Consider the following 25,138-nt stretch of genomic DNA (forward strand, 5'->3'; position numbering starts at 1 on the left):
ATGCAGTTGTCGGTGACGACGAAGGTCATTTCTAGTTCTCTCCTCAGGCGGCGGCAGCGTTGCCCCTTCACGGTTGGGGTCGCCAGGTTCGGGAGCGATGTCTGCTGGCCAGGCTATTAGCCAGCAGCATCCCAAACCGCGCGAGATTCTAACAGCTTGAAGCCGTTTGCGTTATATCCGGTTCTTCAGTGCTTATATCCGGTTCTTCAGGGCATAGAGCATTTCCAGAGCACGACGTGGAGTCATGTCGTCGATGTCCAGTTTAGCCAGCTCATCTAGCACCGGGTGCGGCAGACTGGCGAACATATCGCTCTGTTGCGGCGCTGCGGGTTTCCCCTTGACCGGTTTTGGCGCTTCGTGGGGCAGAGCGGTGTCTTCCAGGCGACTCAAATGCTCCCGTGCCCGCACGATCACCTCGCTCGGTACGCCCGCCAGTTGCGCGACCGCCAGGCCGTAGCTCTGACTTGCAGGCCCCGGCAGCACATGGTGCAGGAACACGATGCGCTCGTTGTGCTCGGTAGCATTGAGGTGGACGTTGGCCACCAGCGGCTCGGCTTCCGGCAACACGGTCAGTTCGAAATAGTGCGTGGCAAACAGCGTATAAGCTCGCAGATGCGCCAAACGCTCGGCCGCAGCCCAGGCCAGTGACAGACCGTCGAAGGTGCTGGTACCGCGTCCTACTTCGTCCATCAGCACCAGACTGCGCTCGGTGGCGTTGTGCAGGATGTTGGCGGTTTCGCTCATTTCCACCATGAAGGTCGAGCGGCCACCGGCCAGGTCATCGCTGGAGCCGATTCGGGTGAAGATCCGGTCAACCAGCGACAATTCGCAACTGGCCGCCGGTACGAAGCTGCCGATGTGCGCCAACAACACGATCAAAGCGGTTTGACGCATGTAGGTGGATTTACCGCCCATGTTCGGGCCGGTGATCACCAGCATCCGGGTGTTGTCATCCAGGCTCAGGTCATTGGCCACGAACGGCGTGGTCAGGACTTGCTCGACCACCGGGTGACGACCCTGGGTGATGCGCATGCACGGCTCGCTGACGAAACGCGGGCAGTTCAGATCCAGATTCAGTGCGCGTTCGGCGAGGTTGCTCAGCACGTCCAGCTCGGCCAGTGCGCCGGCGGTGTCCTGCAATGGCGGCAACTGACTGATCAAGTCTTCGAGCAGCGCTTCGTAGAGCATCTTTTCGCGAGCGAGGGCGCGGCTCTTGGCCGACAGCGCCTTGTCTTCGAACGCTTTCAGTTCTGGCGTGATGAAACGCTCGGCGCCTTTGAGCGTCTGGCGACGGATGTAATCCGCCGGTGCCGATTCGGCCTGCTTGCTCGGCAGTTCGATGAAGTAGCCGTGAATACGGTTGTAGCCGACTTTCAGGTGGGACAGCCCGGTGCGGGCCTTTTCCCGTGCTTCCAGATCGATCAGGAACTGGCCGGCGTTTTCGCTCAGCGATTGCAACTCGTCGAGTTCGCTGTCGTAACCGGTCTTCAACACGCCGCCGTCACGGATCACGGCAGGCGGGTTGTCGATAATGGCTTTTTCCAGCAGTGCCGCCAGTTCTGGGTAAGTGCTGGTGGTAGTCGCCAGATTTTGCAGGTGTGGCGCTTCCAGATCGGTCATCGCTACTTGCAGTTCAGGCAGCGCACCGAGGGCATCACGCAGGCGCGCAAGGTCGCGCGGACGCGCATTGCGCAGGCCGATTCGCGCGAGAATCCGCTCGATGTCGCCGATTTCCTTGAGCTGCGGTTGCAGTTTTTCGAAACGATAACGGTCGAGCAGGCAAGTGATCGAGGTCTGGCGCGCCAGCAGCACGGTCAGATCACGCAGCGGACGGTTCAGCCAGCGGGTCAGCAAACGGCTGCCCATGGCGGTCTGGCAGCGATCGACCACCGATTGCAAGGTGTTGTCGCGGCCACCGGCCAGGTTGGTGTCGAGTTCCAGATTACGCCGGCTCGCGCCGTCGAGCACCACAGTGTCATCGAGACGTTCGTGGCGTAGGCTACGCAGGTGGGGCAGGGCAGTGCGCTGGGTTTCCTTGGCGTAGGCCAGCAGACAACCGGCAGCGCCGATGGCCAGTGTCAGGTTTTCACAACCGAAGCCTTTCAGGTCCTGGGTGGAAAATTGCTGGCAGAGACTTTTCAGCGCCGAGTCACGCTCGAAATCCCACGGCGCACGACGACGCACGCCACGGCGTTTTTCCGCCGGCAGATCCCTCGGCCAGTCATCCGGGATCATCAGTTCCACCGGGTTGACCCGCTCCAGCTCCGCCAGCAAGTTCTCCCAACCTTTGATTTCCAGCACGGTGAAGTTGCCGCTGGTGATGTCCAGCACCGCCAGACCGAACAGGCGCTCGTCGCCCAACACAGCAGCGATCAGGTTGTCGCGGCGCTCATCGAGCAGCGCCTCGTCGCTGACCGTGCCCGGCGTGATGATCCGCACCACCTGACGATCTACCGGCCCTTTGCTGGTGGCCGGATCGCCGACCTGCTCGCAGATCACCACCGACTCGCCAAGCTTGACCAGTTTCGCCAGGTAACCTTCCGCCGCGTGGTAAGGAATCCCACACATCGGGATCGCCTGTCCCGCCGATTGCCCGCGCGCAGTCAGAGTGATGTCGAGCAGCTTGGAGGCCTTCTTCGCGTCTTCATAGAAGATCTCGTAGAAGTCGCCCATGCGGTAGAACATCAGCTGATCCGGGTGCTGATTCTTCAGGCGCCAGTATTGCTGCATCATCGGGGTGTGGGAGGACAGATCGGAGACGGCTTTATTCATCGGATTGTCAGGCAACTCGTTAAAAGATGTAGGGCAAAAGCGGGGACGACGGCCGGGCTTTTCCGCGATGGGCGCAAGGTTACCATGGGGAGTCTGCTCGACGCAGGCATCGCGGGCCGCTGTGCATTTCCTTCGTCGAAAAGACGCTATATGCATTGATTATGCAAATCAGCATTTGTCTTCGCGAAAAACTTCAAGCACTATGCGCGTTATGCAAAAACGCAACGTATCCTCCGTCTTAAGAGCACTGCTCGATCAGCACGGGATCTCCCCCACGGAGCTCCACCGTCGCACCGGCGTGCCTCAATCCACTCTCTCGCGGATTCTCAGCGGGAAGATCGTCGATCCCTCGGATAAACATATTTCAAAGATCGCCGAGTACTTCGCCGTGAGCACCGATCAGTTGCGCGGGCGCGCGGATGTCGCGCCGTCGGCGGGTGCCGGGCGCGATGACGTACACGCAGAACTCAAGGACATAATGCTGTGGGACGACGACACACCTGTCGATGACGATGAGGTGTCGGTGCCGTTTCTTCGCGAGGTTGAATTGGCAGCAGGATCAGGAAGATTCGTCATCGAAGAGAGCGAACGCTCTAGCCTGCGCTTCGGCAAGCGCAGCCTGCGCCATAACGGTGTGCAGTTCGACCAGGCCAAATGCGTGACCGTGCGTGGCAACAGCATGTTGCCGGTACTGCGTGACGGCGCAACCGTTGGTGTCAACGCGGGCAAGTGCGGCATCGGCGACATCATTGATGGTGATTTGTACGCGATCAACCACAACGGCCAGTTGCGGGTGAAGCAGCTCTATCGCTTGCCGACCGGCATTCGCCTGCGCAGCTTCAATCGTGACGAGCATCCGGACGAGGACTACAGCTTCCAGGAAATCCAGGAGGAGCAAATCGTCATCCTCGGTCACGTCTTCTGGTGGGGCATGTACGCCCGGTAATCACAACGCTTTAAGATGAAACCCGCCATCGGCGGGTTTTTTTTCGCCCGTCAAAAACCCTCGGAACCTTGATCTATGCGGCTTTCATGCGTGAGCGCATTTCTTTTGCGCAAATAAATGCATTTATGCATTGACTGTATATGCATCCATGCATATTATTGCCACCAAGCCGCTCGACAAAGCGGCTGGAAACGAAAGCTCTTTAGTTCCACGAGAACAGGCAGCGATGAACCGGCCTTAACGGTTCAGAGGGTTGGCAACTGACCCGGGTGTGCAGCGTAAAGCACCAGAAGCAGTTATCCGGCGGGCAGGGACCGCGGTCGGAAAAACAATTTGAATGGACTCGTACCGCGCCAGTAGCGCCGAAAAGTCAGCTTCCTTTTTGAATACAGGATTTAAAGGAAGGCGAAGGAGCGCATTACTGAAAAGCCCGGCCTCAGCGTCGGGCTTTTTGGAATGCCTACCTAAAGAGAAACCGCTTGAACCCAACACACACCATTCATCAATCACCCTCGGGAGGCGTGACATGACAAGCGAGCAACAAGCGCTGGCAGAAATGCCGATCTGGCTGGTCATCCTCCTCGCCGTAGTGGGCGGGGTGTCCGGCGAAATGTGGCGCGCCGACAAAGAGGGTGCCCGTGGCTGGTCACTGCTGCGGCGCCTGGCCCTGCGCTCCGGCGCCTGCATGATCTGCGGCGTGTCGGCGATCATGCTGCTGTACGCCGCAGGATTGTCGATCTGGGCCGCCGGCGCGTTTGGCTGCCTGACGGCAATGGCCGGCGCCGATGTGGCCATCGGTCTCTACGAACGCTGGGCCGCCAAGCGCATCGGCGTCTGCGAAGTTCCGCCGCGCGACCAGCCTTAACCCTGACTGTTTCTCCGTGCCGCCATTTTGGCGGCAGGGCTGCGCGTGGACGATTGAAAAGGAGGTCATGTATGCCCACACCGATCCAGCAGCCGTCGCAACTGTTTACAGCCATCGCGACGACGCTGCGTAACACCGCCGGGCTCAACCTCAATGTCGGCAATCACGATGACTTCACCGAACCCGGCGAACAGGCCTGGGTACTGATCGACATCGAACGTAATGCACCGGGAGAGCGCGCCGCCAACGGGCGCATTGCCCATGTGTTGACGTTGTCATTGCAAGTCATCCCGGCGCTCTCCGCGACTGCTTTTGCAGCGTGCGATCTGATTGCCGTGTTGAAAAACCTGATCACCGACAACCGCTGGAACTTGCCCTGCGATCAATGCGATCTGCCGATGAATATCGATGGCTTGCCGTCATTGCTCATCCGCGCCGAGCAGCAATACAAAACCTGGAAGTTGTCATTCAACCAGACCCTGTACCTCGGTCCGACCTTGCTTGACGACCCGCTGGGCATCCCGAAATTCGCCCGCACCTGGGAAGTCAGCAACATCGACGATCCCGACCAATACACCTCGCTGGAGGCCTGACCGATGTTTGACGCATTACTGCGCATGCAACTCGGCCCGATCATCGAACGGCTGGCCGAGATGGAGGCGGAGATCGAAGACCTGCACCGACGCGCCGAGAGTTTCTGTCGTATCGGCATCTGCCAGTCAGTCGACGCCGCAAGCAACACCTGCAAGGTCAGCCACGGCGGTTTGCTCACGCCATCGATCAAGTTCTTCAACCCCAGCGCTGGCGCTCAAAGCGAATCGCGAATACCGACGGTGGGCGAGCAGTGCCTGCTGTTCAATTACGGCAGCGGTGAAAGCGGTGCGCAAAGCGTGGCGTTGTTCGGCTTGAACAGTGATCGATTTCCGCCCACCTCGACCGTGCCGACGCTGACGCGCCGCGTACATCAGGACGGCAGCGAAAGCGCTTATGACGACGCCACACACACACTGAATTGGCTTAACGGTCCGGCGGCGTTCAACGGGTCTCGCGAATCGCTTGAACTGAGCATCGGCCCGGCGCGACTGACGCTGACCCCGCAGGTGATCAGCCTGCAACTGGGCGCCGTCGGCCTGACCATCGACGCTTCGGGCGTCCACTTCACCGGCCCGTTGGTGGATCACCAGGGCCGCGTCATCAGCCCCTGATTCAAGAGCTTCCCATGATCGGAATCGATAGAGACAGCGGGGCCACGGTCGACGACTGGCTGCAGTTTGTGCAGCGCGCGACCCGAGCCCTGACCACGCCGCTGGGCACCCGGCAAAAAAGGCCTCTTTATGGCTCGCTGATCCCCACGTTGCTGGGGCAGAACCTCGGTGATGATGTGCTGCTCCTGGCCCAGAGCCACGCGGCGCAAGCGTTCTACAACAAGCAAAACGGCATCGATGATTTTCAGCCGCAGGTCATTGTCGCCAGCCGTCAGGGCGCTGGTCTGCTGCTGCGTTTCGCCGGCACCTGGAAAAACCGTCAACAGACATTCGAGGTCGTGACATGAGCATGTTGATCCCCGGCCAGAACCAATTGGCCGAACCTTCGCTGATCACCGTCGAAGCCTTCGAAGATTTGCTCACGGAGTTCAAGACCTTCGTCGTCGAATACGTCGGCGCACGAGCGCCGGACAGTGCAGCGAAACTTAAAACCAGTCTGGAAAACGAAAGCGAATTGTTGACGCTGGCGCTTGAAGCATTTTGCGTCCGGCTGCAAACCCACGAGCGCAAATACAACGCCCGCATCAAGCAGATGCTGGCGTGGTGGGCGACTGGCAGCAACCTCGATGCACGCCTGGCCGATATGGGTCTGGAACGGCAGTTGCTCGATCCGGGTGATCCGGCAGCCTTCCCACCGGTGCCGGCGATTTATGAAAGCGACGACGATGCGCGACTGCGTTATTACCTCGCGCCCCATGCCCCGGCGGCAGGTTCGCGGATGCAGTATCGCCGCGAAGTGTTCACCCTCGGCGAGCGGCCGACGGTGAAAGTCGAGTCGACCGATGCGGGTGTGGTGAACGTCACTTACACCTTCAATCCAGACGGCCTCGCCGCACAGGTCAAGGATGGCAACGGCCGTCGCACAGCGCCTGGCGAAGTGCAGGTCACTGTGCTTTCCCGCAACGGTGACGGCACACCCCCCGAGGCATTGCTCGATGGCGTTCGGCAGCACTTCGCCCGGCCGGATGTACGACCTGAAACCGACCTGGTCACGGTCAAGGCTGCGGCCATTCAGCGCTACAAGATCCGTGTCGTCGCCAAGATCAATTCCGGCCCGGATTCGGGCCTGACCCAAGTCGCCGCGCAGCAACAATTGCGGGCATACGCCGACAGCTGTCATCGCCTCGAGGGTCGGGTCGACCCGAGCTGGATCGACTACACGCTGCACAGTGCCGGCGCCGTGCAATTGCAGATTCTTGAACCAGTGGATTCGATCATCACCAGCGCGTTTGAAGCGCCTTACTGCACGGCGGTCGAAGTCGAGGTGTTGACAATATGAGTGATCAAATTCAGCGCCCGACGCTGTTGCCGGCCAACAGTTCGGCACTGGAGCGAGGGCTGGATCTGGGCTTCGGCGGACTGCTTGATCGCATCGCGCCGCCGTTTCCCGAACTGATGAACCCGAGCGAAACCCCCGTCGCGTTTCTGCCTTATCTCGCAGCGGATCGCGGCGTCGCCGAATGGAGCACCGCCGCCCCGGAAGCGGAAAAACGCCTGACCGTCGAACTCGCCTGGCCCACCGCGCGTCAGGCCGGCACCCGCAAGGCGCTGGAGAACGCCGCCAAGGGTTTGCAGCTGCGCCCGGAAATCCGCGCCTGGTACGAACAGACACCACCCGGCGAACCCTACAGCTTCACGGTCCGAGCCTTCAGCGACCAACCCTACAGCGCAGAAATCGACGCCCGTCTCGACCGACGTCTGGCGGATGCCAAGAGCGAACGGGACAGTCTGTCGGTGACGGTCGGACTGAGCGCATTCGGCAGCCATTACATCGGCGCCGTGACGTTCTGCGGTGAGCTGACCACGGTTTATCCGGTGTTCATTGAAGGGCTTGAAACGTCCGGCGAGGCGTTCATGGCTGCTGGCATGTACACCGTCGAAACATCCACTATTTATCCCCAGGGGGCCTGAATGGCTGACTATTACACCCTGCTCACCAACGCAGGGATTGCCTACGAAACGGCGTGCAAGGCCGCGGGCGTACCGATCAAGTTGACGCAGATTTCCGTCGGTGACGGCGGCGAGGGCGGGGTCTACAACCCGGCTGCAACCGCCACCGCGCTCAAACGCGAAGTCTGGCGCGGGCCGATTAACGCGCTGTTCCAGGACGAAAAGAATCCGAGCTGGCTGCTCGCTGAAGTGACCATTCCGCCGGATGTTGGCGGCTGGTATGTGCGGGAAGCGGGGTTGTGGACGGACACTGGCATTCTCTACGCCATCGTCAAATATCCGGAGTCGTTCAAGCCGATTCTGGCCAACTCGGGGTCGGGTAAAGAATTTTATATTCGTTCGATTTTCGAGACTAGTAACGCGTCGCTGGTGACGTTGTTGATTGATGATACCGTCGTCAAAGCTACGCGTGCCTGGGTCATGAGTTACCTCGCCGAAGAACTCGGAAAACTCGATGGCAAGCAATCGGTGCGCGTCGCTGCGACTGGCAACGTGGCGTTGAGCGGTGCGCAGCAGCTTGACGGTGTGGCGGTGGTTACCGGTGATCGTGTGTTGTTGCCGAACCAGACTTTGGCCAAGGACAACGGCCTGTGGGTTGTCGCCAACGGTAACTGGGTGCGGGCGACTGATGCCAACACCAGTGCCAAGGTGACGCCGGGCCTGACGGTCATGGTGGAGGAGGGCACGGCGAATGGAGATTCGCTGTGGCATCTGACAACCAATGCGCCGATCACCCTTGGCACTACCGCGCTGACCTTCAAGATGCTGGCAGGGCGAACGGGGATTGCCGCCGGTACTTACAAGAGTCTGACCGTTGATGAATATGGCCGGGCGACTGCGGGTGCAAATCCTGAGACGTTGGCTGGGTTTGGCATCAAGGATTCGTACACCAAGGCCGAAGTTGAGGCGCTGATTGCGAAGGCTTCGGCATTGCCAGTGGGCTCGATTGTCGCGTTTCCGGTTGACGCACCGCCACCGGGCTTTCTGGAGCTGGATAACAGCGTCAAGAGCAGCGCGACTTACCCGGACTTGAGCGCTTATCTGGGCGGCAAGTTTAATAAGGGTGATGAGGGTGTCGGGAATTTCCGACTGCCTGAGACGCGTGGGGAGTTTTTGCGTGGTTGGGGTCATGGGCGTAGCGTCGATGCAGGACGCGCAATCGGCAGCTCTCAGCTAGACAGCTTGCAGAACATTACTGGCGTCTTCGACGGCTATCTGGACATTACTTCGGCTAGTGGTGTTTTTGAGAGGTCGAATCTGAACACCGCTCCGCATCCGCTTAATCAGAAGGAGGCCTATCACGCCGTTACCTTCGATGCTTCCAGGGTAGCGCGTACTTCCGCTGAAACTCGCCCTCGCAACCTCGCCGTCATGTGGTGCATCAAAGCCTGGAACGCCCCGGTCAATCAGGGAAACATCGATATCGCGGCTTTGTCAGTTCTGGCGCAGCAAGCGACGGAGTTGAATCAAGGCACGGCAAAAGTTGCAACTCAAGCACAGACCGATGCAGGGGGGGACGATAAAACTTTCGTGACCCCGAAAAAGCTACGTTGGGGATTTACCATAAGCGTTTCCGGTGACATGAGCGGCAGCTACGTCATCTTTCCAAGCTGGCTCGGTGGTTTGATTCTTCAGTGGGGCATGACAACTTCAATTGCATCCGGAGCTAACTATGTCCAGGCCTTTCCGGTCGCTTTTCCATTGGTTAACCCTTCGGTCTTTACCACTTATCCCAATACGGCTACAGATGCTCCAGTAGGATCAACCTACATCGGGCAAATCAAGGGAATCAGCAAATCTAATGTGACCATTCGCAATGTGGGTCCAGCTGCCGCACAGTTTTATTACTTTGCAGTGGGTCGCTAACAAAATGGAGTGGCGAGGGTATTTATGAAATACGCAACATTTGATCAAAACGGGGCGCTGACGGGACGCTACGACTCAGACATTCATGCCGTCATTCCCAAACATGCGATAGCGCTCAGCGATGCAGTCTTTCTGGCGACCATTACGGATATAGATGGTGTTTGGCGGCTAATCGACGGCGAAGTGGTCAAATCGCCTTTTCCGGAGATTGAGCCGGACTATCCAGCTTTGTTTGCTGCCGAGCGTTTTCTACACGAAGCGTCCGGTATCTTCGTTGAGGCGCTGAAAATCGAAACAACCCGCGAAAGTCAGGCGCTGATCGCCAGCACAGGGCTCTCGGCCATCCTCGACCCTGATTATCGCTGCAACTTCAAGACGCTCAACGGTTTCGTCGAGATGGGGGCTGAGCAGATTATCGCCATCGCGAAGGCTGTCCGGGCACACGTCCAGGCCTGCTTTGATCGCGAACTGAATTTGCTTCAAGCCCTTGAAGCGGGAACCTATAAAGATGAAATGCTCGCTGTAGGTTGGCCGGTCTCGACGCCGCCCCCACCGACTACAGCGCATCAGTAAACGCCCCGCACCGTCGGGGCGTTTTCTTATCTGCCCCAAAACCCACAACACCCGCCAAGCCCCTCCCCGAGGGGCTTTCCCGTTTATGGAGAAACGAAAAATGGCAACCCGCCAAACCTACACCGTGCTCGTCCCATTCCCCACCGGGGGTGGTCACTGGTCGAGCATCGGTCAAGACCTTGATCTGCTCGATGTCGAGGCGAGTGCGCTGCACATCGCCGGCCGACTTGAACTGAAAACACCCTCCACTCAGGCCAATAAGGCCGCTGCCAAGAAGGCTGACTAAACATGGCTGAGGTTCTGAACTTCGAGCACAACGGCATTACCGTCAATGCCACTGAATCCCCCGAGGCCATGGGTGGCCTGGGTGACAACGTTATCGGTCTGGTCGGCACTGCGCCGAAGGCTGATCCGCTGATTCCGCGTAACGCCCCGTTCCGCATCAACAGCTTCACCACCCATGCGCTGCTCGATCCGACCGGTTCGGAAGAGGGCACGCTGTATCACGCCGTCTACCAGATCCTCAAAGTGGTCAAGGTGCCGGTGTATGTAGTGATCGTCGAGGCGGGTGCGACCCCGGCCGACACCGTCAACGCCGTGATCGGCGGCGTCGAGCCGGCGACCGGCCGCAAGCTGGGCCTTGCTGCGTTGGGCAGCGTCCCGGAAGACCTGACCATCATCGGCGCGCCGGGCTTCACCGGCACCAAAGCGGTGGCCAGCGAGTTCGCCTCGTTCGGCAAGCGCATCAAGGCCCGTGTGGTGCTGGACGGCAAAGACGCTTCGGTCGCTGACCAGGTTCTGTACAGCCAGGAACTCGGCGGCGCCGACCTCGGTTTCGACCGTTGCCTGGTGGTGCACAACATGCCCGCCGTTTACTCCAAAGCGGCGAAGAAAAACGTCTTCCTGTCGCCCTCCAGCCTGGCGATTGCCGCGCTGGCCAAGGTCAAGCAGTGGGAGAGCCCGGGCAACCAGGTGACCTACGCCGAAGACGTGTCGCGGGTCGTTGAATACAACATTCTCGACACATCCACCGAAGGCGATCTGCTCAACCGCTACGGCGTCAGCTACTACGCCCGCACCGTGCTTGGCGGCTTCTCGCTGCTGGGTAACCGCTCGATCACCGGCAAGTTCATCAGCTACGTCGGCCTCGAAGATGCGATCAGCCGCAAGTTGGTGAAAGCCGGCCAGAAAGCCATGGCCAAGAACCTCACCAAGTCCTTCATGGATCAGGAGGTCAAGCGCATCAACGACTGGCTGCAAACCCTGGTCGCCGACGAAACCATTCCCGGCGGCAGCGTCTATCTGCACCCGGAACTCAACAGCGTCGAGAAGTACAAGAACGGCACCTGGTACGTGGTCATCGACTACGGCCGCTACGCGCCGAACGAACACATGATTTATCAACTCAACGCCCGCGATGAAATCATCGAGCAGTTCCTGGAGGACGTTCTCTAATGTTTACCAACCGTAATCGCCAGGCCATCGCGGCCACTCTGCAAGGCCTGCCGCTGTCGGCGACCGTGGAGGAATTCACTCCGCCGAAGATCGAATTTGACATGGAAGAGATGCGCGGCGGGCGCTTCATCGTCGAGGAAATGGCCAAGGGCGGCAAAGCCCTCGGCGCCAAATTGACCCTGCAAGGCATGGGTACTGAAGTCATGCTTGCACTGGGTGTGAAGCTGGGTGACGACATCCTGCTGAACGTTCGTGAAGCCGGTCAGGATCAGGATGGCAACACTTGGTTCACCTACCACACCGTCGGCGGCAAGCTGAAATCCCTTGAGGAAACTGCGGTGAAAATGGGCGAAAAACCCAAGACCAATCTCGAGCTTTCCTGCCGCACCTACAACCGTCTGGAAAACGGCGTACCGGTGATCGACATCGACGTGCGCACCCAGAAGTTTGTGCTCAACGGCGTCGACATCCTCGGTGATGCGCGGCGTGCGGTGTTGATGCCGTAACCCCTGGCTGACAGGCAATCACAAAACCCTGTGGGAGCGAGCTTGCTCGCGAAGGCGTCACGTCAGTCAACATGAATGTTGAGGGGCAGACCGCTTTCGCGAGCAAGCTCGCTCCCACAAGGGAATCGCAACATCTTCAAGAATCCAAGGAATTCATTCATGTCGTGGATGCCACCCAAGCATGACCTGTTGTCGCCGATCACCGGTGATGACGGTTCGCAGATCGAATCGATCCAGCTCAAGCCGCTGTTCTACGCCGCGCAAAAAGAAGCGCTGGAGCGTGCCGGCGATGACGAAGACGATCAGTTCTTCGAACTGGCGCTGCTGGCCACCGGGCTCTCGGTCAAGGAACTCGACCAGCTCAAACGCCCGGACTTTGTAAGCATCGCCCAGTACGTGCATGAAATGTCGACCCGTCCGGCGTCGTATTTTCTCGATCAGGTCGAAGACGCGGAAAAGTCCGACGATCCCGATCAAATCCAACTGCTGCAACCGCTCGCGATCACCGGCCGCACCGTGACCTCGCTGAGCCTGGAAATGCCGGTGCTGCGCGCTACCAAAGTGATGAAGAAACTGAAAACGGCCAAGGAACGCGCCGAGTTCATCACCGCCCATTGCACCGGCCTGATGATCCCCGATCTGGCCCTGTTGAGCGTCCCGGACTGGACGCAATTGCAGGTGCGAATCGACGATTTTTTAAACCAGCCGGCGGCCTTCTTTCAGAGCGCGACATCGAAGTAATCCTCGATATCGTGCCGCTCATTTACCCGGTAAGTGAGGCGGAAATTCTGGAGTGGGACGCCGAAAAGGCATTGCGCCGCTACGACATCGCGATCACTCGCCTTGGCGTGAAACAGGAGTAGAGCGGCATGGCACAAGTCAATAATTCGCTCAAGTTTACTGAGATCAACCAGGATGGTTGGGCCTCGAGCATTGTCGTTAAGGCTGCGGACCTGGTATCGCCAATGGTATCCGGCCCGGTTGGGCAGCCTGCCATGACTGCGGGCCAGCCGAGTTCAGGGCTTGCTGGTGCGATCGACAGGCTGAACCTTGAATTGTCAGGCGCGACGGTCGAACTCCGGCAGTTGACGGCAGAGCAAGCTCGCCTGCGAGGCGTTCTGGTATCGATACACAGTGTGCTGGCCTCGCAGCGATCGTTGCAGCAGGCAATGAGTGACCGACAAGCACAGCCTGGTACCGCTGCAGTCGGCGGGGAACAGAAGCCGCTCGGCACCCCGGCAGGCGGAGTGAAGCAGCACTGGCTCAGCGCTGGGGTAGATGACTTTTCACCCTTCAAACCTCTTACCCCCGCAGTCAATCTCGATGCGGCGATGGCCAAGCTCCAGCAGGTGTCAGCTCTTGAGAGCGATCAACGCGGGGCGCACCAGATTGTTCTGGAGAAGATGGCCACTGAAGCAAAAGTGGCGGCCGGCGGAACCAAAGCAGCGGAACTGGCGGAGGTTGAATACGCCGGTGCCAGGGCCGGTATCGGCAACAACCGCCGAGATGCTGAAGGCAATGTCAACGAAAAAGCCAGGCGCGAAGACCTGGTGGAATTCACTCGGGACACGGCTGTTACAGCGACAGCTTTTAAAATGACGGCGCGAGACACGGCGGATCTGTTGATCGGCTTACGTACCTCAATGAGTCTTGATCGGCCGCAAACCCTCGACCTGGCTGACGCAACCAGTGTACTGACCAGCCGACTGAGCGTCTCGCCCGCTGACATCGGCTCGATACTCGGCAATTACGGCGCTTCGGCGAAGGGTGCCGGGATGCAGCCCGAGCAGGCCGCAGCATTTTCTGCTGCATTGATCCATGCCGGGGTAAACCGGGCTGATGCGGGCGTTGCGTTCGAAAAAATCACCACGACGCTGGCGCAGGGTGATCAAGCTTCAACCGATCAGAAAGCGGCGATGGTTCAGCTTGGGCTGAATCCGAAAAGCCTTGCCGCTGACATGCAAAGCAATGCTCCGGACACGATCCTCAAGGTTCTGAAAGCACTGAGCCAACAGTCCGCCGATCAACAGTCGAAGTTGGCGACGACCTTGTTTTCCGTCGATCAGCCGATTATCAAACTGCTGCAAAGCAGTGGTGACGTGCAGCGCGCGTTCGAACTGGTAAAAACTAAAAAAGACTACGCAACCTCGCAGAGACGCGGCGAACCAGGGGCGGTCGATCAGGCTGCGCTGATACAGGCGGATACGTCACAAGCGCGCCTGAACATCTTGAATGCTCAAAAGGAGCGGCTCTATACCTCCGCAGGCGCTGCCGTGTTGCCAGCCTTCGACTATCTGGTCGCAAAGGTGGGGCAGGCTGCCGATGATTTGAGTAACGTGGCAGAGGAAGCTCCGCAACTCACCAGTGCGTTGATCCTGAGCATTGCAGGCATGAAGGCCTTGAAGGCTCTGAGTGCGCTTGGGCCCCAAGTCAGTACATGGGTGGACACGACGCTTGCCAGCGTCAGATCCGGACTCGGCAGCTTCTCCGCAAGAGCTGGCGCCATGGGCACCGCAGTTCTAAACCGTGCCAGATTCATGGCCTCCGGTTCAGGCCGCAGCCTGATCAGCCGGGGAGCCCGTCTTGGCCGCGTTGCCGGGCCATTGGGCATGCCGTTGATGATGCTCGACGCCGGTATGAAAGTCGTCCAAGGCGTGGCCGAGGGTGATACAAAAAAAATTGCCGGTGGCTTGGGCACGGTGGCGGGCGGCTTGGCCGGTGGATATGCCGGCGCGAGCATTGGCGCTACGATCGGTACCTTCATTCTGCCCGGCATCGGTACCATGATTGGCGGTGCATTAGGCGGTGCCATCGGCAGTTTTTACGGCAGCCAGGCAGGCGAATCCCTGGGTGAAAAGCTAGCGACACCTGCGTCTGATCAACTTGCTCCTCCGGCAGAGGTCAGCGCCGGCCTGAGCAGTGTGCAGACGCAGAATCAGCTGAACCCTACGGTCACCTACGCACCTGCCTTTCACTTCAGTGGCGGCGACCTGACCAGCGCTGAAAAAGTCACTGCCATGGTCGCGCAAGTCATGCAGGCTCATTTCAGCACTGACTTTACGCCATTGATGAGCACCAACCCCCTCGCCACCCGCCGTGACGCAGCCCTGACCGATGGAGTCGCCTGATGAAACAACAAATGGCACTGGGCAGTTTCATCTTCGGTCTGTCGCGCAACTTCGCTTACAGCACGCTGGCGCGAAAATCCGATGGCGGCTGGACGGAACTGCCGATCCTGACCAGTAAACCCAAGTCCAGCCAGACCGGGCAGAAGCCGGAAACCCTGACCATCAGCGGCACCTCGATGTACGCGGTCGCCATGGAGCGGCTCGATGAGTTGCGTGCGCTTCAGGCACTGCGGGTACCGCTGCCGTTGATTGACGGAATTGGTCGCAACTGGGGTCTTTGGCGAATCAACAGCATCGACGAAAACCAGAGCGAGGTCATCGATGACGGCACTGCGATGGTGATCAAGTGGGTCATCGGATTATCGGAGTTCAACAATGCGTAAGGTTCGAAGCGTGGCCGGTGATTCGGTGAATCTGTTGCTCTATCGCGAAACCGGTCGCAGCGATGACGCCGCCGAAGAGGCACTGTGGAAACTCAACCCGACCTTGGCCGAACACGGTCCCGTTTTGCCTGCGGGTGTGTGGGTAACGCTGCCGGAGCTTGATTCAAAACCTGCAGCAATCAAACCGGTCACGGCCTGGGATTAAGGAGGTTGCATGGCACTGGGTTTTACCCCCGCGGTAGAAATCTACGGGGCCAATTCGGCCCTGCTCAATCAACGTCTGATCAGTTGGGAACACATCGATGCCGCCGGTTTCGAATCTGACCAACTGACCTTGACCATCAACCTGGAGGGCCTTGAAGGGCTGCCGAGTCTGGGCGGTAAAATCGGCTTGCTGGTCGGTTATCGGGAGACGGAACTGGTCGACAAGGGCCAGTTCAAAGTGACGCGCCTGACGCCAACGCTGTTTCCGTTTCGCCTGACATTGGTGGCCACCGCAGCGCCGTTCAGCGCAGCTGATGAAACGGGCTTCAAGCAGCGGCGCACCGCCAGTCACGGCCCGACCACGCTCGGTGGACTGTTTCGTGAACTGGTCTTGCGACACGGTTTTTCACCGCGTGTCGCTCCAGAGGTTTCGTTGATCAAAATAGCGCACGTCGACCAGTCCAACGAAACCGACATGGGCTTCCTGACGCGCCTGGCAAAAAAGTACAACGTTGTCGCCAAACCTTACGACGATGTTTACGTGCTGGCGCGCCCCGGCCAAACCAAATCGCTCTCGGGCAAAGTGCTGGCCGACGTGACCTTGTCGGTCACCAGCAACAATCGCCCGGGCGATCACGCTTTTATCAGCGCGACCCTGGAAGAGTCTGCCCGCGCACAGACTCAGGGCTGCAAGACCTGTTTCTGGGATGCCGCTGCGTGCTTGGTGCGCTGGGTCGAAACCGGTCTCCCACCGTTCAAGACCCTGCGCCAGAAGCAACCCAGCGAAGCGGATGCCATCGCGGTTGGCGAAGGTGAGGTACGCAAGATGCTCCGGGAAAAATACAAGGTGAAGATCACTTGTCCCGGCGATCCACGGTTGTCCGCTGAAGGTCTGGTGTTGCTCGATGCTACATGGCCGGACTTTATGCGCGGGCGTTGGTCGATCGACAAAGTCACGGCCAGCGGCAATCGCGAGAACAGCTATCGCTGTTTGATCGATGCGACCTGCCTCGATCTCAAGGCAGAAGCAAAGGACTGATTTTCACACCTTTCTCGCAGAGATGGAGATTTCTGTGGGAGCGGGCTTGCCCGCGAAGAGGCCAGCACATTCAAAAGAGATGTTGGCTGACACACCGCCATCGCGGGCAAGCCCGCTCCCACAGGTTCTTGCAGTGTTCTGCAGACCGCATTTCACTCGATTCTGGAACACTCACATGAAGATCACCCCGATCCTCACGCAGTTGCGTGCGCAATGCCCCAGCCTGGCCAATCACATTGCGGTAGGCGTCGATCTGGCATTGCTGCAAGGCAATCCCGATCTGCCGACACCTTCGGCCCACGTGCTGTTACTGGCCGATGTGGCCAGTAACAGCACCGCACAAAACCTCATCACTCAACCGATCCGCGACCGCTTCGAAATCGTCCTCGTGCTTGATGCCACCGACGCTACAAAAGCGCTGGATCTGTTGCACGACCTGCGCGGCGAACTGTGGCGCGCGCTGGTCGGGTTCAAACCGGACAACGACTACAACGCCATCGTTTATGACGGCGGCGAAATGGTCGCGATCAACGCCAGCCGTGTGTTTTACCGGTTGCGCTTTTTTGCCGAGTTCCAGCTCGGTCGCAATCTGCCCAGTCAGCCTGCGCAGAGCTGGCACGAACGCGAACTGGACGGTTTATCGTCCTTTACCGGGGCCACCGTGCGAGTCGATGCGATCGACCCCGCCGACCCCAACCTGAAACGCCCGGGCCCCGATGGGCGCGTGGAAATGACTTTCTCTGCAGAGGTAACCCCATGAGCAATCGCATCACCGTATTGCCGGCCGCTGGCCGCGCTGTGCCTGACCCGGAGGCGGGCGATCTGCTGCCCCTCGAAGGCCGTGAAGTGCTGGACAGCGCCTGGTGGCGCCGACGTCTGGCCGACGGCGATATCACTATCAAAGCCGCAAAAGCGGCTAAACCACAGGGAGCCAAATAATGGCGATCGGATTCAGCAACATCCCCGCGGACATTCGTGTACCGCTGTTCTATGCCGAAATGGACAATTCGGCCGCCAATAGTGCGAGCTCGACCATGCGCCGACTGATCGTCGCTCAGGTCAACGACAACATCGCCCCGAGCGAAGTCGGCAAACTGGTGCTGGTCTCCAGTGTTGCACTGGCGAAAAGCATCGGTGGCCAAGGCTCGATGCTCGCCTCGATGTACGAGACCTTCCGCAAGGCCGACCCGATCGGTGAGATCTGGTGCCTGCCGCTGCACAACGCTGAAGGCGCAATCGCCAAAGGCGTGCTGACCCTGACCGGTACCGCAACTCAGGCTGGCGTACTCAACCTGTATGTCGGTGGTGTGCGTGTGCAAGCCACCGTGGTCAACGGTGCTACCGCTGCCCAGGCGGCCGCTGCGCTGGCGCAGAAAATCAACGCCAGTGCCGATCTGCCGGTGAGCGCTGCGGCGGCCGAAGGTGTGGTTACTTTGTCTGCGAAATGGACCGGCGACAGCGGCAATGACATCAGCCTGCAATTCAATCGCCTGGGCAAGAGCAACGGTGAAGAAACTCCGGCCGGCCTGACCAGCGCAATCACCGCCATGACTGGCGGCGCCGGCGTGCCGGATCAGATCGCTGCCGTCGCAGCCCTGGGTGACGAGCCGTTCGAATTCATCGCACTGCCGTGGTCGGATCTGGCCACCCTCAACACCTGGCAAGCGGTCATGGATGACAGCACCGGTCGTTGGTCGTGGGCCAAGCAACTGTTCGGTCACGTCTACAGCGCCAAGCGCGGCACCGTCGGCACGCTGGTCGCAGCAGGTCAGGCGCGTAACGACCAGCACATGACCATTCAGGCGCTGGAGCCGGGCGTTCCGCAACCGGTCTGGGTACAAGCTGCCGCATTGGCTGCACGCACCTCGGTGTTCATTTCCGCCGACGCCAGCCGTCCGACGCAAAGCGGCAGTTTGCCGGGTGTTGATCCGGCGCCGGCGAGCGAGCGTTTCACCCTGACCGAGCGTCAGTCGCTGCTCAACTACGGCATCGCCACCGCGTACTACGAAGGCGGTTACGTACGCATCCAGCGCTCGATCACCACCTACCAGAAAAACGCTTACGGTCAGGCTGACAACTCCTACCTGGACAGCGAAACCATGCACCAGTCGGCGTTCATCGTACGTCGTCTGCAAAGCGTGATCACCAGCAAGTACGGCCGGCACAAACTGGCTTCCGACGGTACCCGTTTCGGCGCCGGCCAGCCAATCGTTACCCCGAGCACCATTCGCGGTGAGCTGATCGCCCAGTACGCCAAGCTCGAACTGGAAGGCCACGTGGAGAACGCCGAGCTGTTCGCCGAGCACCTGATCGTCGAGCGCGACGTGCAGGACCCGAGCCGCGTGAACGTGCTGTTCCCGCCGGATTACATCAACGGTCTGCGCGTGTTCGCACTGCTCAACCAATTCCGTCTGCAATACGACGACGCGGCTTGATAACCGCGTTCGCCGCCAAGCATTCAGCCCACCTCGCGTGGGCTTTTTTATTGAAGGGAGTAACACCATGGGTCAACTGATTGCAGGCACTTGCTACGTCAAGGTCGACGGCGCACAACTGACTATCAATGGCGGCTGCGAAGCCCCGCTGATGGCGGTCAAACGCGAAACCGTCGTACCCGGTTTCTACAAGGAAACCGACATCGCACCGTCGTTCAAAGTGACCGCGCTGCACACCCCCGACTTCCCGCTGAAGAAGCTGATCGAAGGTACCGACATCACCGTCACCTGCGAATTCAGCAACGGCAAAGTCTACGTGCTGGCCGGCGCTTACCTGGTCGAAGAACCCGTCTCCAAGGGCGATGACGCCACCATCGAATTGAAATTCGAAGGCATCAAGGGGACCTGGCAATGAGCGGCGCCGTGAAGCTTCAAGTTGCGATCGAAGCTCACGGCGAGCCCTTGACCGAACTCGTCCTGCGCCGTCCGACGGTGCAGGAGGTGCGAGCGATCAAGGCGCTGCCGTACAAGATCGACAAGAGCGAAGAAGTCAGCCTCGACATGGACGTCGCGGCCAAATACATCGCCGTGTGCGCCGGCATTCCGCCGTCGTCGGTCAACCAGTTGGATCTGGCTGATCTCAATGCACTGAGCTGGGCTGTTGCGAGTTTTTTCATGAGTGCGGCGTCGGCGCCATCACCGACCTGATCGCAGTCGCCTATGACCTGGCCTGGTTCTGGAAGGTTGACCCCGAACAGATGATGGCCAGGCCACTGGATGTGCTCCGCGAATCGCTGGAGCACGCGCAACGGATCAATGCGATGCAGCAGGTGCAGTGATGGCAGACGAAGAAAAGAAAGTGAAAACTCCGGTGCTGATCACGGGCATCGATGAACTGTCGCCCAAACTCGGTGCCCTTCGGGCCAATGTCGAGAGCTTCAAGAAAAACCTAGAGCAAACTGGCCTCGGCAAACTGGACATCAGTGGGCTGTTCAACGGCGGCAGCGTGATCACGCCGTTCGTGGACGGGATCAAGTCGGCGGCGGCGTTGCAGGGCAAATTGACTGAGGTCAGCGCGACGGCGAAAACCGTCGACCTGCCCGCCGCACCGAAAGTCGCTGCGCAGAACATGAACGTGTTCAGTGCGTCGATGGAAAAGGTCACGGGCGCAATCGATGCCGCGCTGGTGCCCGCGGTCGGTGCATTGGTCGTCGGCCTTGAGCCGATGCTAACTCAGGTCAGCGGTATCCTCGCCGACAACCCGCAACTGGTCGAAGGCCTGGCGGCGGGGGCTATCGCCTTTTCGGCGATGCAATCCGCCGTGGCCGGTGCGACCCAGGTGTTCGACGTGATGTGCATGGTCATGAAGGCTAACCCCATCATGCTGATTGCTGCTGGCATTGCGTTGGCTGCGGGTTTGATTGTGGCCAACTGGAAACCGATCTCGACGTTTTTTATCGGGCTCTGGCAAAAGATTGCCCCGGTTGTCATTCCCATGGCCGAGTTTTTCAAGACGATGTTCAGCTATACGCCGCTGGGTCAGGTGATCAGCAATTGGGGACCGGTCACTGAGTTTTTCTCGTCGTTCTGGCGAGGGATCAAGGCCGTCGCGGTGCCCGCCATCGAGTTCTACAAATCCCTGTTCGCCTGGACCCCCGCAGGTCTGATCGTGAATAACTGGGGAACCATCAGCCCGATATTCGCGGCGATTTTCGGGCGTATCCAAGAGAACGTGGCCTCGACCTTTGCGGCTATCAAGGAGGTTTTCGGCTGGACGCCGCAAGGCCTTATTGTGAACAACTGGGGACCGGTCACCGGGTTGTTCGCGGCCATCTGGGATTTACTCTCGGCGTTGGTTGTGCCGCTCAAGGAGACGCTGCGCAGTGTCTTCAATGACTACGTTCCGATGGACAGGATCAATGAGCTCTGGGGGATGGTGCCTGCGTTCTTTGCCGAGAAAACAGAATCCATTCGCGCCGTGATGATGGCGCTGGGGGCCATTTTCGGCTTGCCGTTCATGGGTTCACCGCTGGAGATGTTTGACTTGAAGTGGTCACCGTTGACCGACCGTATCCGTGAGTTTGCGGACAAGATCGAGGCTTACATGGCGCCGATCAGGGAAATGCTCGGTGGCAGTTTCGGCGGGTTTGTCACCAAGATCACCGGCAAGATCGAAGGGCTGTCTGAAGCCCAGAAGAAAACCAATATGGAAGGCAAGGGGGAACTGGCGCCTGCGTTCTTTGGCAGCAATAGCGAGCCTCAGGAAAACGTATTGTCGGGCCCCGCCAACTCGTTGGAAAAACCTGCATTGCAGGCCGGCTCACTGTCGCAAACCTCCAACACGCTGATCCAGCAAAGCGCCGCCAACAACCGCACGCAACTCGAAGGCGGCCTGACGGTGCGCTTCGAAAATGCGCCGGCTGGGTTGCGTACCGATCAACCGCAAACCAATCAACCGGGCCTGGCGCTGTCGTCGCGCATCGGCTATCGCTCACTGTCGGCAGGAGGTTCCAATGAACTGGCGTGACCGCTTGTTGCCGGCATCCTTTCGCGGTGTCGGATTCTGGATCGATCAGGCGAAAACCCCGGTCGGTCGCAAAGGTCAGTTGCATGAGTATCCGCAACGTGACCTGCCGTTTTTCGAGGACCTTGGTCAGCAGGCCAAGACCCACGATCTGACGGCATTTATCGTCGGCGCCGATTGCCTGGAGCAGCGCGACAAGCTGCTCAAGGCGCTTGAGGCGGGCAGCGGTGAGCTGGTGCATCCATGGCTCGGTCGCCTGCAAGTCAAGGTCGGTGAATGCGACATGACTCACACCCGCCAGGACGGCGGGTTGGTCACGTTCGCGCTGAAATTTTACCCCGATCAGCCGTTGCCGTTTCCGACGGCGACCGTCAGTACGCAGAAGGTCTTGTTGGCCAAGGCTGACACTTTGCTTGGTTCTGCGGTGGCGCGCTTCGAGCAGGCAATGACGTTGATCAAGGCTGCGCGGATTGGCATCACCAATCTGCGCAACAGCCTGACCGGGGTTTATGAGGTGATCAAGGAACAGCTCAAACCGCTGATCGAGCAGTACCGGCAGATCACCGAACTGATCAAAGCCGTCAAGGAATTGCCCAAGGAAGTGGCTGCGGAGTTCAAGGGTTTGCTCGGTGATATCAAGGAGCTGAAGGCGTTCGCGAAGGAAGGCTACCGTGGCGTGATTGCTGACGTGTCGCAACAACTCGAAGCCATCCGCAAGGCCGATGCCCCGAAGCTCACCACCGGCAAGGACACCACCGCGGCGGCGCAAGCCATGGCGGATCTGGTGCAGGACACAATGCTGGTCAAAGTTGCGCAGTGGGTGGCATCGATGCCGGTGGCAACCACCCCGGTGAAGCTGCAATCGACGCCATCGGTGGGCCAACAGGCGACGAGCCCGGTGGCTCGGCAGGAAGTCCCGGTCAGTGACGACATGCAGGCTCTGCGTGACGCCGTGGCCGTGGCGATCAATCCAATGCTGGACAAGGCCGACCCCGCGTACTTCCAGGCCATCAGCGATGTGAAAGAGGCGCTGATTGCGCATCTCAAGGCTGTGGCGTCGTCCGGTGTGCGGCAAGTCAACAAATCCTTTCAGGAGAGCTTTCCGGCAGTGGTCGTGGCCTACAAGCAATTTGGCGATGCAACTCGGGTGAGCGAAGTGACTCAGCGTAACGGGATCGCCCATCCGGGTTTCTCGCCCAACGACGTGAAAGTCTCCGGGGAGTGAACCATGAGCGAGATGGATAATCGCGTTACGTTGACGGTCAACGACATGGAGTACGGCGGCTGGAAAAGCGTGCAAATCACGGCTGATCTGGAGCGCCAGTTTCGTACCTTCAAACTCGACATCACCTGGCAATGGCCGGGGCAAACGGTTGATCAGCGGATCAAGCCCGGCGATCCGTGCGAAGTGAAGATCGGCAAGGATCTGGTCCTCACCGGTTACGTGTTCAAGGCGCCCATTACCTACGACGGTCGGCAAATCAGCCTGAGTATCGAGGGCAGTTCGAAGACTCAGGATCTGGTCGATTGCGCCGCCACCAACCGGCCCAATCAATGGCAGGAGCAACCGTTGCTGGGCATCGTCCAGGCGCTGGCGATGGAGTATTCGCTGATGGTGGTCAACGAAATCCCTGAGACGGCGAGGCTGGCCAAACACACGATTGTGCCGGGTGAAACGGTGTTCCAGTCGATCGACCGTTTACTCTCGCTGTTCCGGGTGTTTTCCACCGATGACGAACAAGGCCGGCTGGTATTGGCCAAACCCGGCAGCGGTGGCCGGGCCAGCGATGCGCTGGAGCTGGGCAAGAACATCTTGTCGGCCAACGCGGCGATGGATTACAGCCAGGTGTTCTCCGAATACCGGGTGATCGGTCAGCAAAAAGGTTCGGACAAGAAGAGCGGGGCGGCCGTCAGCGAAGTTGAATCGACAGCGGCCGACCTGAGCTTCAAGCGTCGGCGCACCACGGTGATCAACGAGGGCACTGCACTGACCTTTGAACTGGCGCAACAACGCGCCCAGTGGGAAAGCGCCACCCGCATGGGCCGGGCGCAAACCACCACTTATCAGGTGCAGGGCTGGCGCCAGGCCAACGGCGATTTGTGGCGCCACAACACGCTGGTAAAGGTCAAGGATCCGGTGCTTGGGTTCGATGGCGACATGCTGATCTCCAAAGTGACGTACTCGTTGTCGGCACAGGGCTCGGTGACAACCCTGCAGGTTGCGCCGCCGCATACGTTTGATCCTGATCCGACTCCACCGAAGAAAACCTGACCCCGACTTCTGCAAACGCCACCGAACCCTGTGGAAGCGGGCTTGCCCGCGAATGCGGTGGTCGCTGCAACACATCTTTGCCTGACCTCCGCCATCGCGGGCAAGCCCGCTTCCACAGGTTTGTCGGTGTCTGGCAGAGCCTTGAGGACAATCCATGAGCCTACTGACACGCCTCCTGGCGCGCGGCACTGTCGTGCTCGCCAATTCGGCATCCAAGCTGCAATCGCTGCAAATGCGCCTCACCGCCGGCGAAGTCAACGATGACCTCGAACATTTCGAACCGTACGGCTTCACCAGCCACCCGCTGGCCGGCGCCGAAGGTGTCGTCACATTTCTGGGCGGAGACCGTTCCCACGCCATCGCTCTGGTGGTCGCCGATCGCCGCTATCGCCTGCAATCACTGGCCGCAGGCGAAGTAGCTATCTACACCGACGAGGGCGACAAAATTCACTTCAAGCGCGGGCGGATCATCGACATCGAAACCGCCACGCTGAACATCCGCGCCAGTACCGCTGTGAACTTCGATACGCCGGTGATCAACCAGACCGGCAAGATCGTGTCCACCGGCGATCAACTTGCCGGTGGCATCAGCCAGATCAAACATGTGCACGTCGGCGTGCAGGCCGGCAACGGCCAGACCGGCGCACCGGCAGGAGGCCAGTGATGTTTATCAGCCAGAACCTCCACGCCGCGCTGACCCGTGCCGTGCTCATCAGCCTGTTTACCTGGCGCCGCGCCGCCGATGACGACGCCCTCGACGACGAAGAGCGCTACGGCTGGTGGGGCGACACTTTCCCCACCGTTGCCGATGATCGCATCGGCTCACGCCTGTGGCAGTTGCGCCGGGTCAAATTGACCCGACAGACCCAGATGGACGCCGAGTTCTATGCCCGCGAAGCCTTGCAATGGCTGATCGACGACGGCCATTGCAGCGCCATCGACATCATCAGCGAAC

General features: G+C 59.5%; 28 protein-coding genes. 27 read left to right on the forward strand and 1 reads right to left on the reverse strand.

Annotated features, from left to right (window positions below; genetic code table 11):
* Positions 1-192: 192 nt before the first annotated feature.
* On the reverse strand, positions 193-2,772 hold the full coding sequence (mutS, locus tag ACIQVE_RS16885; protein WP_402810318.1) for a DNA mismatch repair protein MutS: 2,580 nt from the start codon (positions 2,770-2,772) through the stop codon (positions 193-195).
* Between the two features lie 211 nt (positions 2,773-2,983).
* Here mutS and ACIQVE_RS16890 point away from each other — a divergent pair, with 211 nt between their 5' ends.
* From ACIQVE_RS16890 to ACIQVE_RS17020, 27 genes are all read left to right on the forward strand, one after another.
* Entirely contained in the window at positions 2,984-3,718 is a 735-nt protein-coding gene (locus ACIQVE_RS16890) for a helix-turn-helix transcriptional regulator (protein ID WP_402810407.1), read from the forward strand.
* A gap of 526 nt (positions 3,719-4,244) precedes the next feature.
* Positions 4,245-4,583: a phage holin family protein gene (locus tag ACIQVE_RS16895; RefSeq protein WP_047299923.1), complete on the forward strand. Its 339-nt coding sequence runs from the start codon at positions 4,245-4,247 to the stop codon at positions 4,581-4,583.
* A gap of 71 nt (positions 4,584-4,654) precedes the next feature.
* Complete coding sequence (locus ACIQVE_RS16900; protein ID WP_402810320.1) at positions 4,655-5,176, forward strand: hypothetical protein; 522 nt, start codon at positions 4,655-4,657, stop codon at positions 5,174-5,176.
* A 3-nt stretch (positions 5,177-5,179) separates the two neighbouring features.
* Complete coding sequence (locus ACIQVE_RS16905; RefSeq protein WP_402810322.1) at positions 5,180-5,788, forward strand: phage baseplate assembly protein V; 609 nt, start codon at positions 5,180-5,182, stop codon at positions 5,786-5,788.
* Positions 5,789-5,802: 14 nt separating this feature from the next.
* Complete coding sequence (locus tag ACIQVE_RS16910) at positions 5,803-6,135, forward strand: phage baseplate protein (protein WP_016985063.1); 333 nt, start codon at positions 5,803-5,805, stop codon at positions 6,133-6,135.
* On the forward strand, positions 6,132-7,127 hold the full coding sequence (locus tag ACIQVE_RS16915; RefSeq protein ID WP_402810323.1) for a baseplate J/gp47 family protein: 996 nt from the start codon (positions 6,132-6,134) through the stop codon (positions 7,125-7,127). Before ACIQVE_RS16910 ends, ACIQVE_RS16915 begins: the two co-directional genes overlap by 4 nt.
* Positions 7,124-7,759, forward strand: coding sequence for a phage tail protein I (locus ACIQVE_RS16920; RefSeq protein ID WP_402810325.1), 636 nt, complete (start codon positions 7,124-7,126; stop codon positions 7,757-7,759). Before ACIQVE_RS16915 ends, ACIQVE_RS16920 begins: the two co-directional genes overlap by 4 nt.
* Positions 7,760-9,664 carry a phage tail protein gene (locus ACIQVE_RS16925; protein ID WP_402810326.1) on the forward strand — a complete coding sequence of 635 codons (1,905 nt, stop codon included), beginning with the start codon at positions 7,760-7,762 and terminating at the stop codon, positions 9,662-9,664.
* 24 nt (positions 9,665-9,688) lie between these two features.
* Complete coding sequence (locus ACIQVE_RS16930) at positions 9,689-10,237, forward strand: DUF4376 domain-containing protein (protein WP_402810328.1); 549 nt, start codon at positions 9,689-9,691, stop codon at positions 10,235-10,237.
* A gap of 100 nt (positions 10,238-10,337) precedes the next feature.
* Entirely contained in the window at positions 10,338-10,523 is a 186-nt protein-coding gene (locus ACIQVE_RS16935) for a hypothetical protein (RefSeq protein WP_402810329.1), read from the forward strand.
* A 2-nt stretch (positions 10,524-10,525) separates the two neighbouring features.
* Positions 10,526-11,692 (forward strand): phage tail protein, encoded by a 1,167-nt coding sequence (locus tag ACIQVE_RS16940; RefSeq protein WP_402810331.1) that lies wholly within the window; start codon positions 10,526-10,528, stop codon positions 11,690-11,692.
* Complete coding sequence (locus ACIQVE_RS16945; RefSeq protein WP_402810333.1) at positions 11,692-12,198, forward strand: phage major tail tube protein; 507 nt, start codon at positions 11,692-11,694, stop codon at positions 12,196-12,198. Before ACIQVE_RS16940 ends, ACIQVE_RS16945 begins: the two co-directional genes overlap by 1 nt.
* A gap of 159 nt (positions 12,199-12,357) precedes the next feature.
* Entirely contained in the window at positions 12,358-12,939 is a 582-nt protein-coding gene (locus tag ACIQVE_RS16950) for a phage tail assembly protein (RefSeq protein ID WP_402810335.1), read from the forward strand.
* Positions 12,940-13,067: 128 nt separating this feature from the next.
* Entirely contained in the window at positions 13,068-15,326 is a 2,259-nt protein-coding gene (locus tag ACIQVE_RS16955; protein ID WP_402810337.1) for a phage tail tape measure protein, read from the forward strand.
* Entirely contained in the window at positions 15,326-15,709 is a 384-nt protein-coding gene (locus tag ACIQVE_RS16960; protein WP_402810339.1) for a phage tail protein, read from the forward strand. The genes ACIQVE_RS16955 and ACIQVE_RS16960 overlap by 1 nt, the downstream gene beginning before the upstream one ends.
* The gene (locus tag ACIQVE_RS16965; RefSeq protein ID WP_402810341.1) at positions 15,702-15,914 is read left to right on the forward strand and encodes a tail protein X; all 213 of its coding nucleotides are present in this window, start codon (positions 15,702-15,704) and stop codon (positions 15,912-15,914) included. Before ACIQVE_RS16960 ends, ACIQVE_RS16965 begins: the two co-directional genes overlap by 8 nt.
* Before the next feature lie 9 nt (positions 15,915-15,923).
* Positions 15,924-16,952, forward strand: coding sequence for a phage late control D family protein (locus ACIQVE_RS16970; protein ID WP_402810343.1), 1,029 nt, complete (start codon positions 15,924-15,926; stop codon positions 16,950-16,952).
* Between the two features lie 175 nt (positions 16,953-17,127).
* Positions 17,128-17,712: a hypothetical protein gene (locus tag ACIQVE_RS16975; protein ID WP_402810345.1), complete on the forward strand. Its 585-nt coding sequence runs from the start codon at positions 17,128-17,130 to the stop codon at positions 17,710-17,712.
* Positions 17,709-17,891, forward strand: a complete 183-nt coding sequence (locus ACIQVE_RS16980) for a DUF2635 domain-containing protein (RefSeq protein ID WP_402810347.1) — start codon at positions 17,709-17,711, stop codon at positions 17,889-17,891. Before ACIQVE_RS16975 ends, ACIQVE_RS16980 begins: the two co-directional genes overlap by 4 nt.
* Positions 17,891-19,387 (forward strand): phage tail sheath subtilisin-like domain-containing protein, encoded by a 1,497-nt coding sequence (locus ACIQVE_RS16985; protein WP_402810349.1) that lies wholly within the window; start codon positions 17,891-17,893, stop codon positions 19,385-19,387. Before ACIQVE_RS16980 ends, ACIQVE_RS16985 begins: the two co-directional genes overlap by 1 nt.
* 67 nt (positions 19,388-19,454) lie before the next feature.
* Positions 19,455-19,802 carry a phage tail tube protein gene (locus ACIQVE_RS16990; RefSeq protein ID WP_249485163.1) on the forward strand — a complete coding sequence of 116 codons (348 nt, stop codon included), beginning with the start codon at positions 19,455-19,457 and terminating at the stop codon, positions 19,800-19,802.
* On the forward strand, positions 19,799-20,095 hold the full coding sequence (locus tag ACIQVE_RS16995) for a phage tail assembly protein (protein ID WP_007908778.1): 297 nt from the start codon (positions 19,799-19,801) through the stop codon (positions 20,093-20,095). The genes ACIQVE_RS16990 and ACIQVE_RS16995 overlap by 4 nt, the downstream gene beginning before the upstream one ends.
* A 130-nt stretch (positions 20,096-20,225) precedes the next feature.
* Entirely contained in the window at positions 20,226-21,914 is a 1,689-nt protein-coding gene (locus ACIQVE_RS17000; protein ID WP_402810352.1) for a phage tail protein, read from the forward strand.
* Positions 21,901-23,136: a DNA circularization protein gene (locus tag ACIQVE_RS17005; RefSeq protein ID WP_402810354.1), complete on the forward strand. Its 1,236-nt coding sequence runs from the start codon at positions 21,901-21,903 to the stop codon at positions 23,134-23,136. The genes ACIQVE_RS17000 and ACIQVE_RS17005 overlap by 14 nt, the downstream gene beginning before the upstream one ends.
* A 3-nt stretch (positions 23,137-23,139) precedes the next feature.
* The gene (locus ACIQVE_RS17010; protein WP_402810356.1) at positions 23,140-24,183 is read left to right on the forward strand and encodes a phage baseplate assembly protein; all 1,044 of its coding nucleotides are present in this window, start codon (positions 23,140-23,142) and stop codon (positions 24,181-24,183) included.
* A gap of 154 nt (positions 24,184-24,337) precedes the next feature.
* The gene (locus tag ACIQVE_RS17015; protein WP_085647818.1) at positions 24,338-24,847 is read left to right on the forward strand and encodes a phage baseplate assembly protein V; all 510 of its coding nucleotides are present in this window, start codon (positions 24,338-24,340) and stop codon (positions 24,845-24,847) included.
* A partial coding sequence (locus ACIQVE_RS17020) for a phage GP46 family protein (RefSeq protein WP_402810358.1) occupies positions 24,847-25,138 on the forward strand: 292 nt, incomplete at its 3' end. The genes ACIQVE_RS17015 and ACIQVE_RS17020, both read left to right, overlap by 1 nt.

The sequence above is a fragment of the Pseudomonas sp. NPDC098747 genome, assembly GCF_044760045.1.
In the GTDB taxonomy this organism is placed as follows: Bacteria; Pseudomonadota; Gammaproteobacteria; order Pseudomonadales; family Pseudomonadaceae; genus Aquipseudomonas.

Coding starts and splice junctions, on each gene's coding strand:
- mutS (WP_402810318.1), bottom strand. CDS start 2,772: ATGAATAAAGCCGTCTCCGATCTGTCCTCCCACACCCCGATGATGCAG.
- ACIQVE_RS16935 (WP_402810329.1), top strand. CDS start 10,338: ATGGCAACCCGCCAAACCTACACCGTGCTCGTCCCATTCCCCACCGGG.
- ACIQVE_RS16945 (WP_402810333.1), top strand. CDS start 11,692: ATGTTTACCAACCGTAATCGCCAGGCCATCGCGGCCACTCTGCAAGGC.
- ACIQVE_RS16900 (WP_402810320.1), top strand. CDS start 4,655: ATGCCCACACCGATCCAGCAGCCGTCGCAACTGTTTACAGCCATCGCG.
- ACIQVE_RS16925 (WP_402810326.1), top strand. CDS start 7,760: ATGGCTGACTATTACACCCTGCTCACCAACGCAGGGATTGCCTACGAA.
- ACIQVE_RS16955 (WP_402810337.1), top strand. CDS start 13,068: ATGGCACAAGTCAATAATTCGCTCAAGTTTACTGAGATCAACCAGGAT.
- ACIQVE_RS16915 (WP_402810323.1), top strand. CDS start 6,132: ATGAGCATGTTGATCCCCGGCCAGAACCAATTGGCCGAACCTTCGCTG.
- ACIQVE_RS16960 (WP_402810339.1), top strand. CDS start 15,326: ATGAAACAACAAATGGCACTGGGCAGTTTCATCTTCGGTCTGTCGCGC.
- ACIQVE_RS16910 (WP_016985063.1), top strand. CDS start 5,803: ATGATCGGAATCGATAGAGACAGCGGGGCCACGGTCGACGACTGGCTG.
- ACIQVE_RS17010 (WP_402810356.1), top strand. CDS start 23,140: ATGAGCGAGATGGATAATCGCGTTACGTTGACGGTCAACGACATGGAG.
- ACIQVE_RS16980 (WP_402810347.1), top strand. CDS start 17,709: ATGAGCAATCGCATCACCGTATTGCCGGCCGCTGGCCGCGCTGTGCCT.
- ACIQVE_RS16970 (WP_402810343.1), top strand. CDS start 15,924: ATGGCACTGGGTTTTACCCCCGCGGTAGAAATCTACGGGGCCAATTCG.
- ACIQVE_RS16995 (WP_007908778.1), top strand. CDS start 19,799: ATGAGCGGCGCCGTGAAGCTTCAAGTTGCGATCGAAGCTCACGGCGAG.
- ACIQVE_RS17000 (WP_402810352.1), top strand. CDS start 20,226: ATGGCAGACGAAGAAAAGAAAGTGAAAACTCCGGTGCTGATCACGGGC.
- ACIQVE_RS16975 (WP_402810345.1), top strand. CDS start 17,128: ATGAAGATCACCCCGATCCTCACGCAGTTGCGTGCGCAATGCCCCAGC.
- ACIQVE_RS16940 (WP_402810331.1), top strand. CDS start 10,526: ATGGCTGAGGTTCTGAACTTCGAGCACAACGGCATTACCGTCAATGCC.
- ACIQVE_RS16990 (WP_249485163.1), top strand. CDS start 19,455: ATGGGTCAACTGATTGCAGGCACTTGCTACGTCAAGGTCGACGGCGCA.
- ACIQVE_RS17015 (WP_085647818.1), top strand. CDS start 24,338: ATGAGCCTACTGACACGCCTCCTGGCGCGCGGCACTGTCGTGCTCGCC.
- ACIQVE_RS16920 (WP_402810325.1), top strand. CDS start 7,124: ATGAGTGATCAAATTCAGCGCCCGACGCTGTTGCCGGCCAACAGTTCG.
- ACIQVE_RS16985 (WP_402810349.1), top strand. CDS start 17,891: ATGGCGATCGGATTCAGCAACATCCCCGCGGACATTCGTGTACCGCTG.
- ACIQVE_RS16895 (WP_047299923.1), top strand. CDS start 4,245: ATGACAAGCGAGCAACAAGCGCTGGCAGAAATGCCGATCTGGCTGGTC.
- ACIQVE_RS17005 (WP_402810354.1), top strand. CDS start 21,901: ATGAACTGGCGTGACCGCTTGTTGCCGGCATCCTTTCGCGGTGTCGGA.
- ACIQVE_RS16950 (WP_402810335.1), top strand. CDS start 12,358: ATGTCGTGGATGCCACCCAAGCATGACCTGTTGTCGCCGATCACCGGT.
- ACIQVE_RS16930 (WP_402810328.1), top strand. CDS start 9,689: ATGAAATACGCAACATTTGATCAAAACGGGGCGCTGACGGGACGCTAC.
- ACIQVE_RS16905 (WP_402810322.1), top strand. CDS start 5,180: ATGTTTGACGCATTACTGCGCATGCAACTCGGCCCGATCATCGAACGG.
- ACIQVE_RS16965 (WP_402810341.1), top strand. CDS start 15,702: ATGCGTAAGGTTCGAAGCGTGGCCGGTGATTCGGTGAATCTGTTGCTC.
- ACIQVE_RS16890 (WP_402810407.1), top strand. CDS start 2,984: ATGCAAAAACGCAACGTATCCTCCGTCTTAAGAGCACTGCTCGATCAG.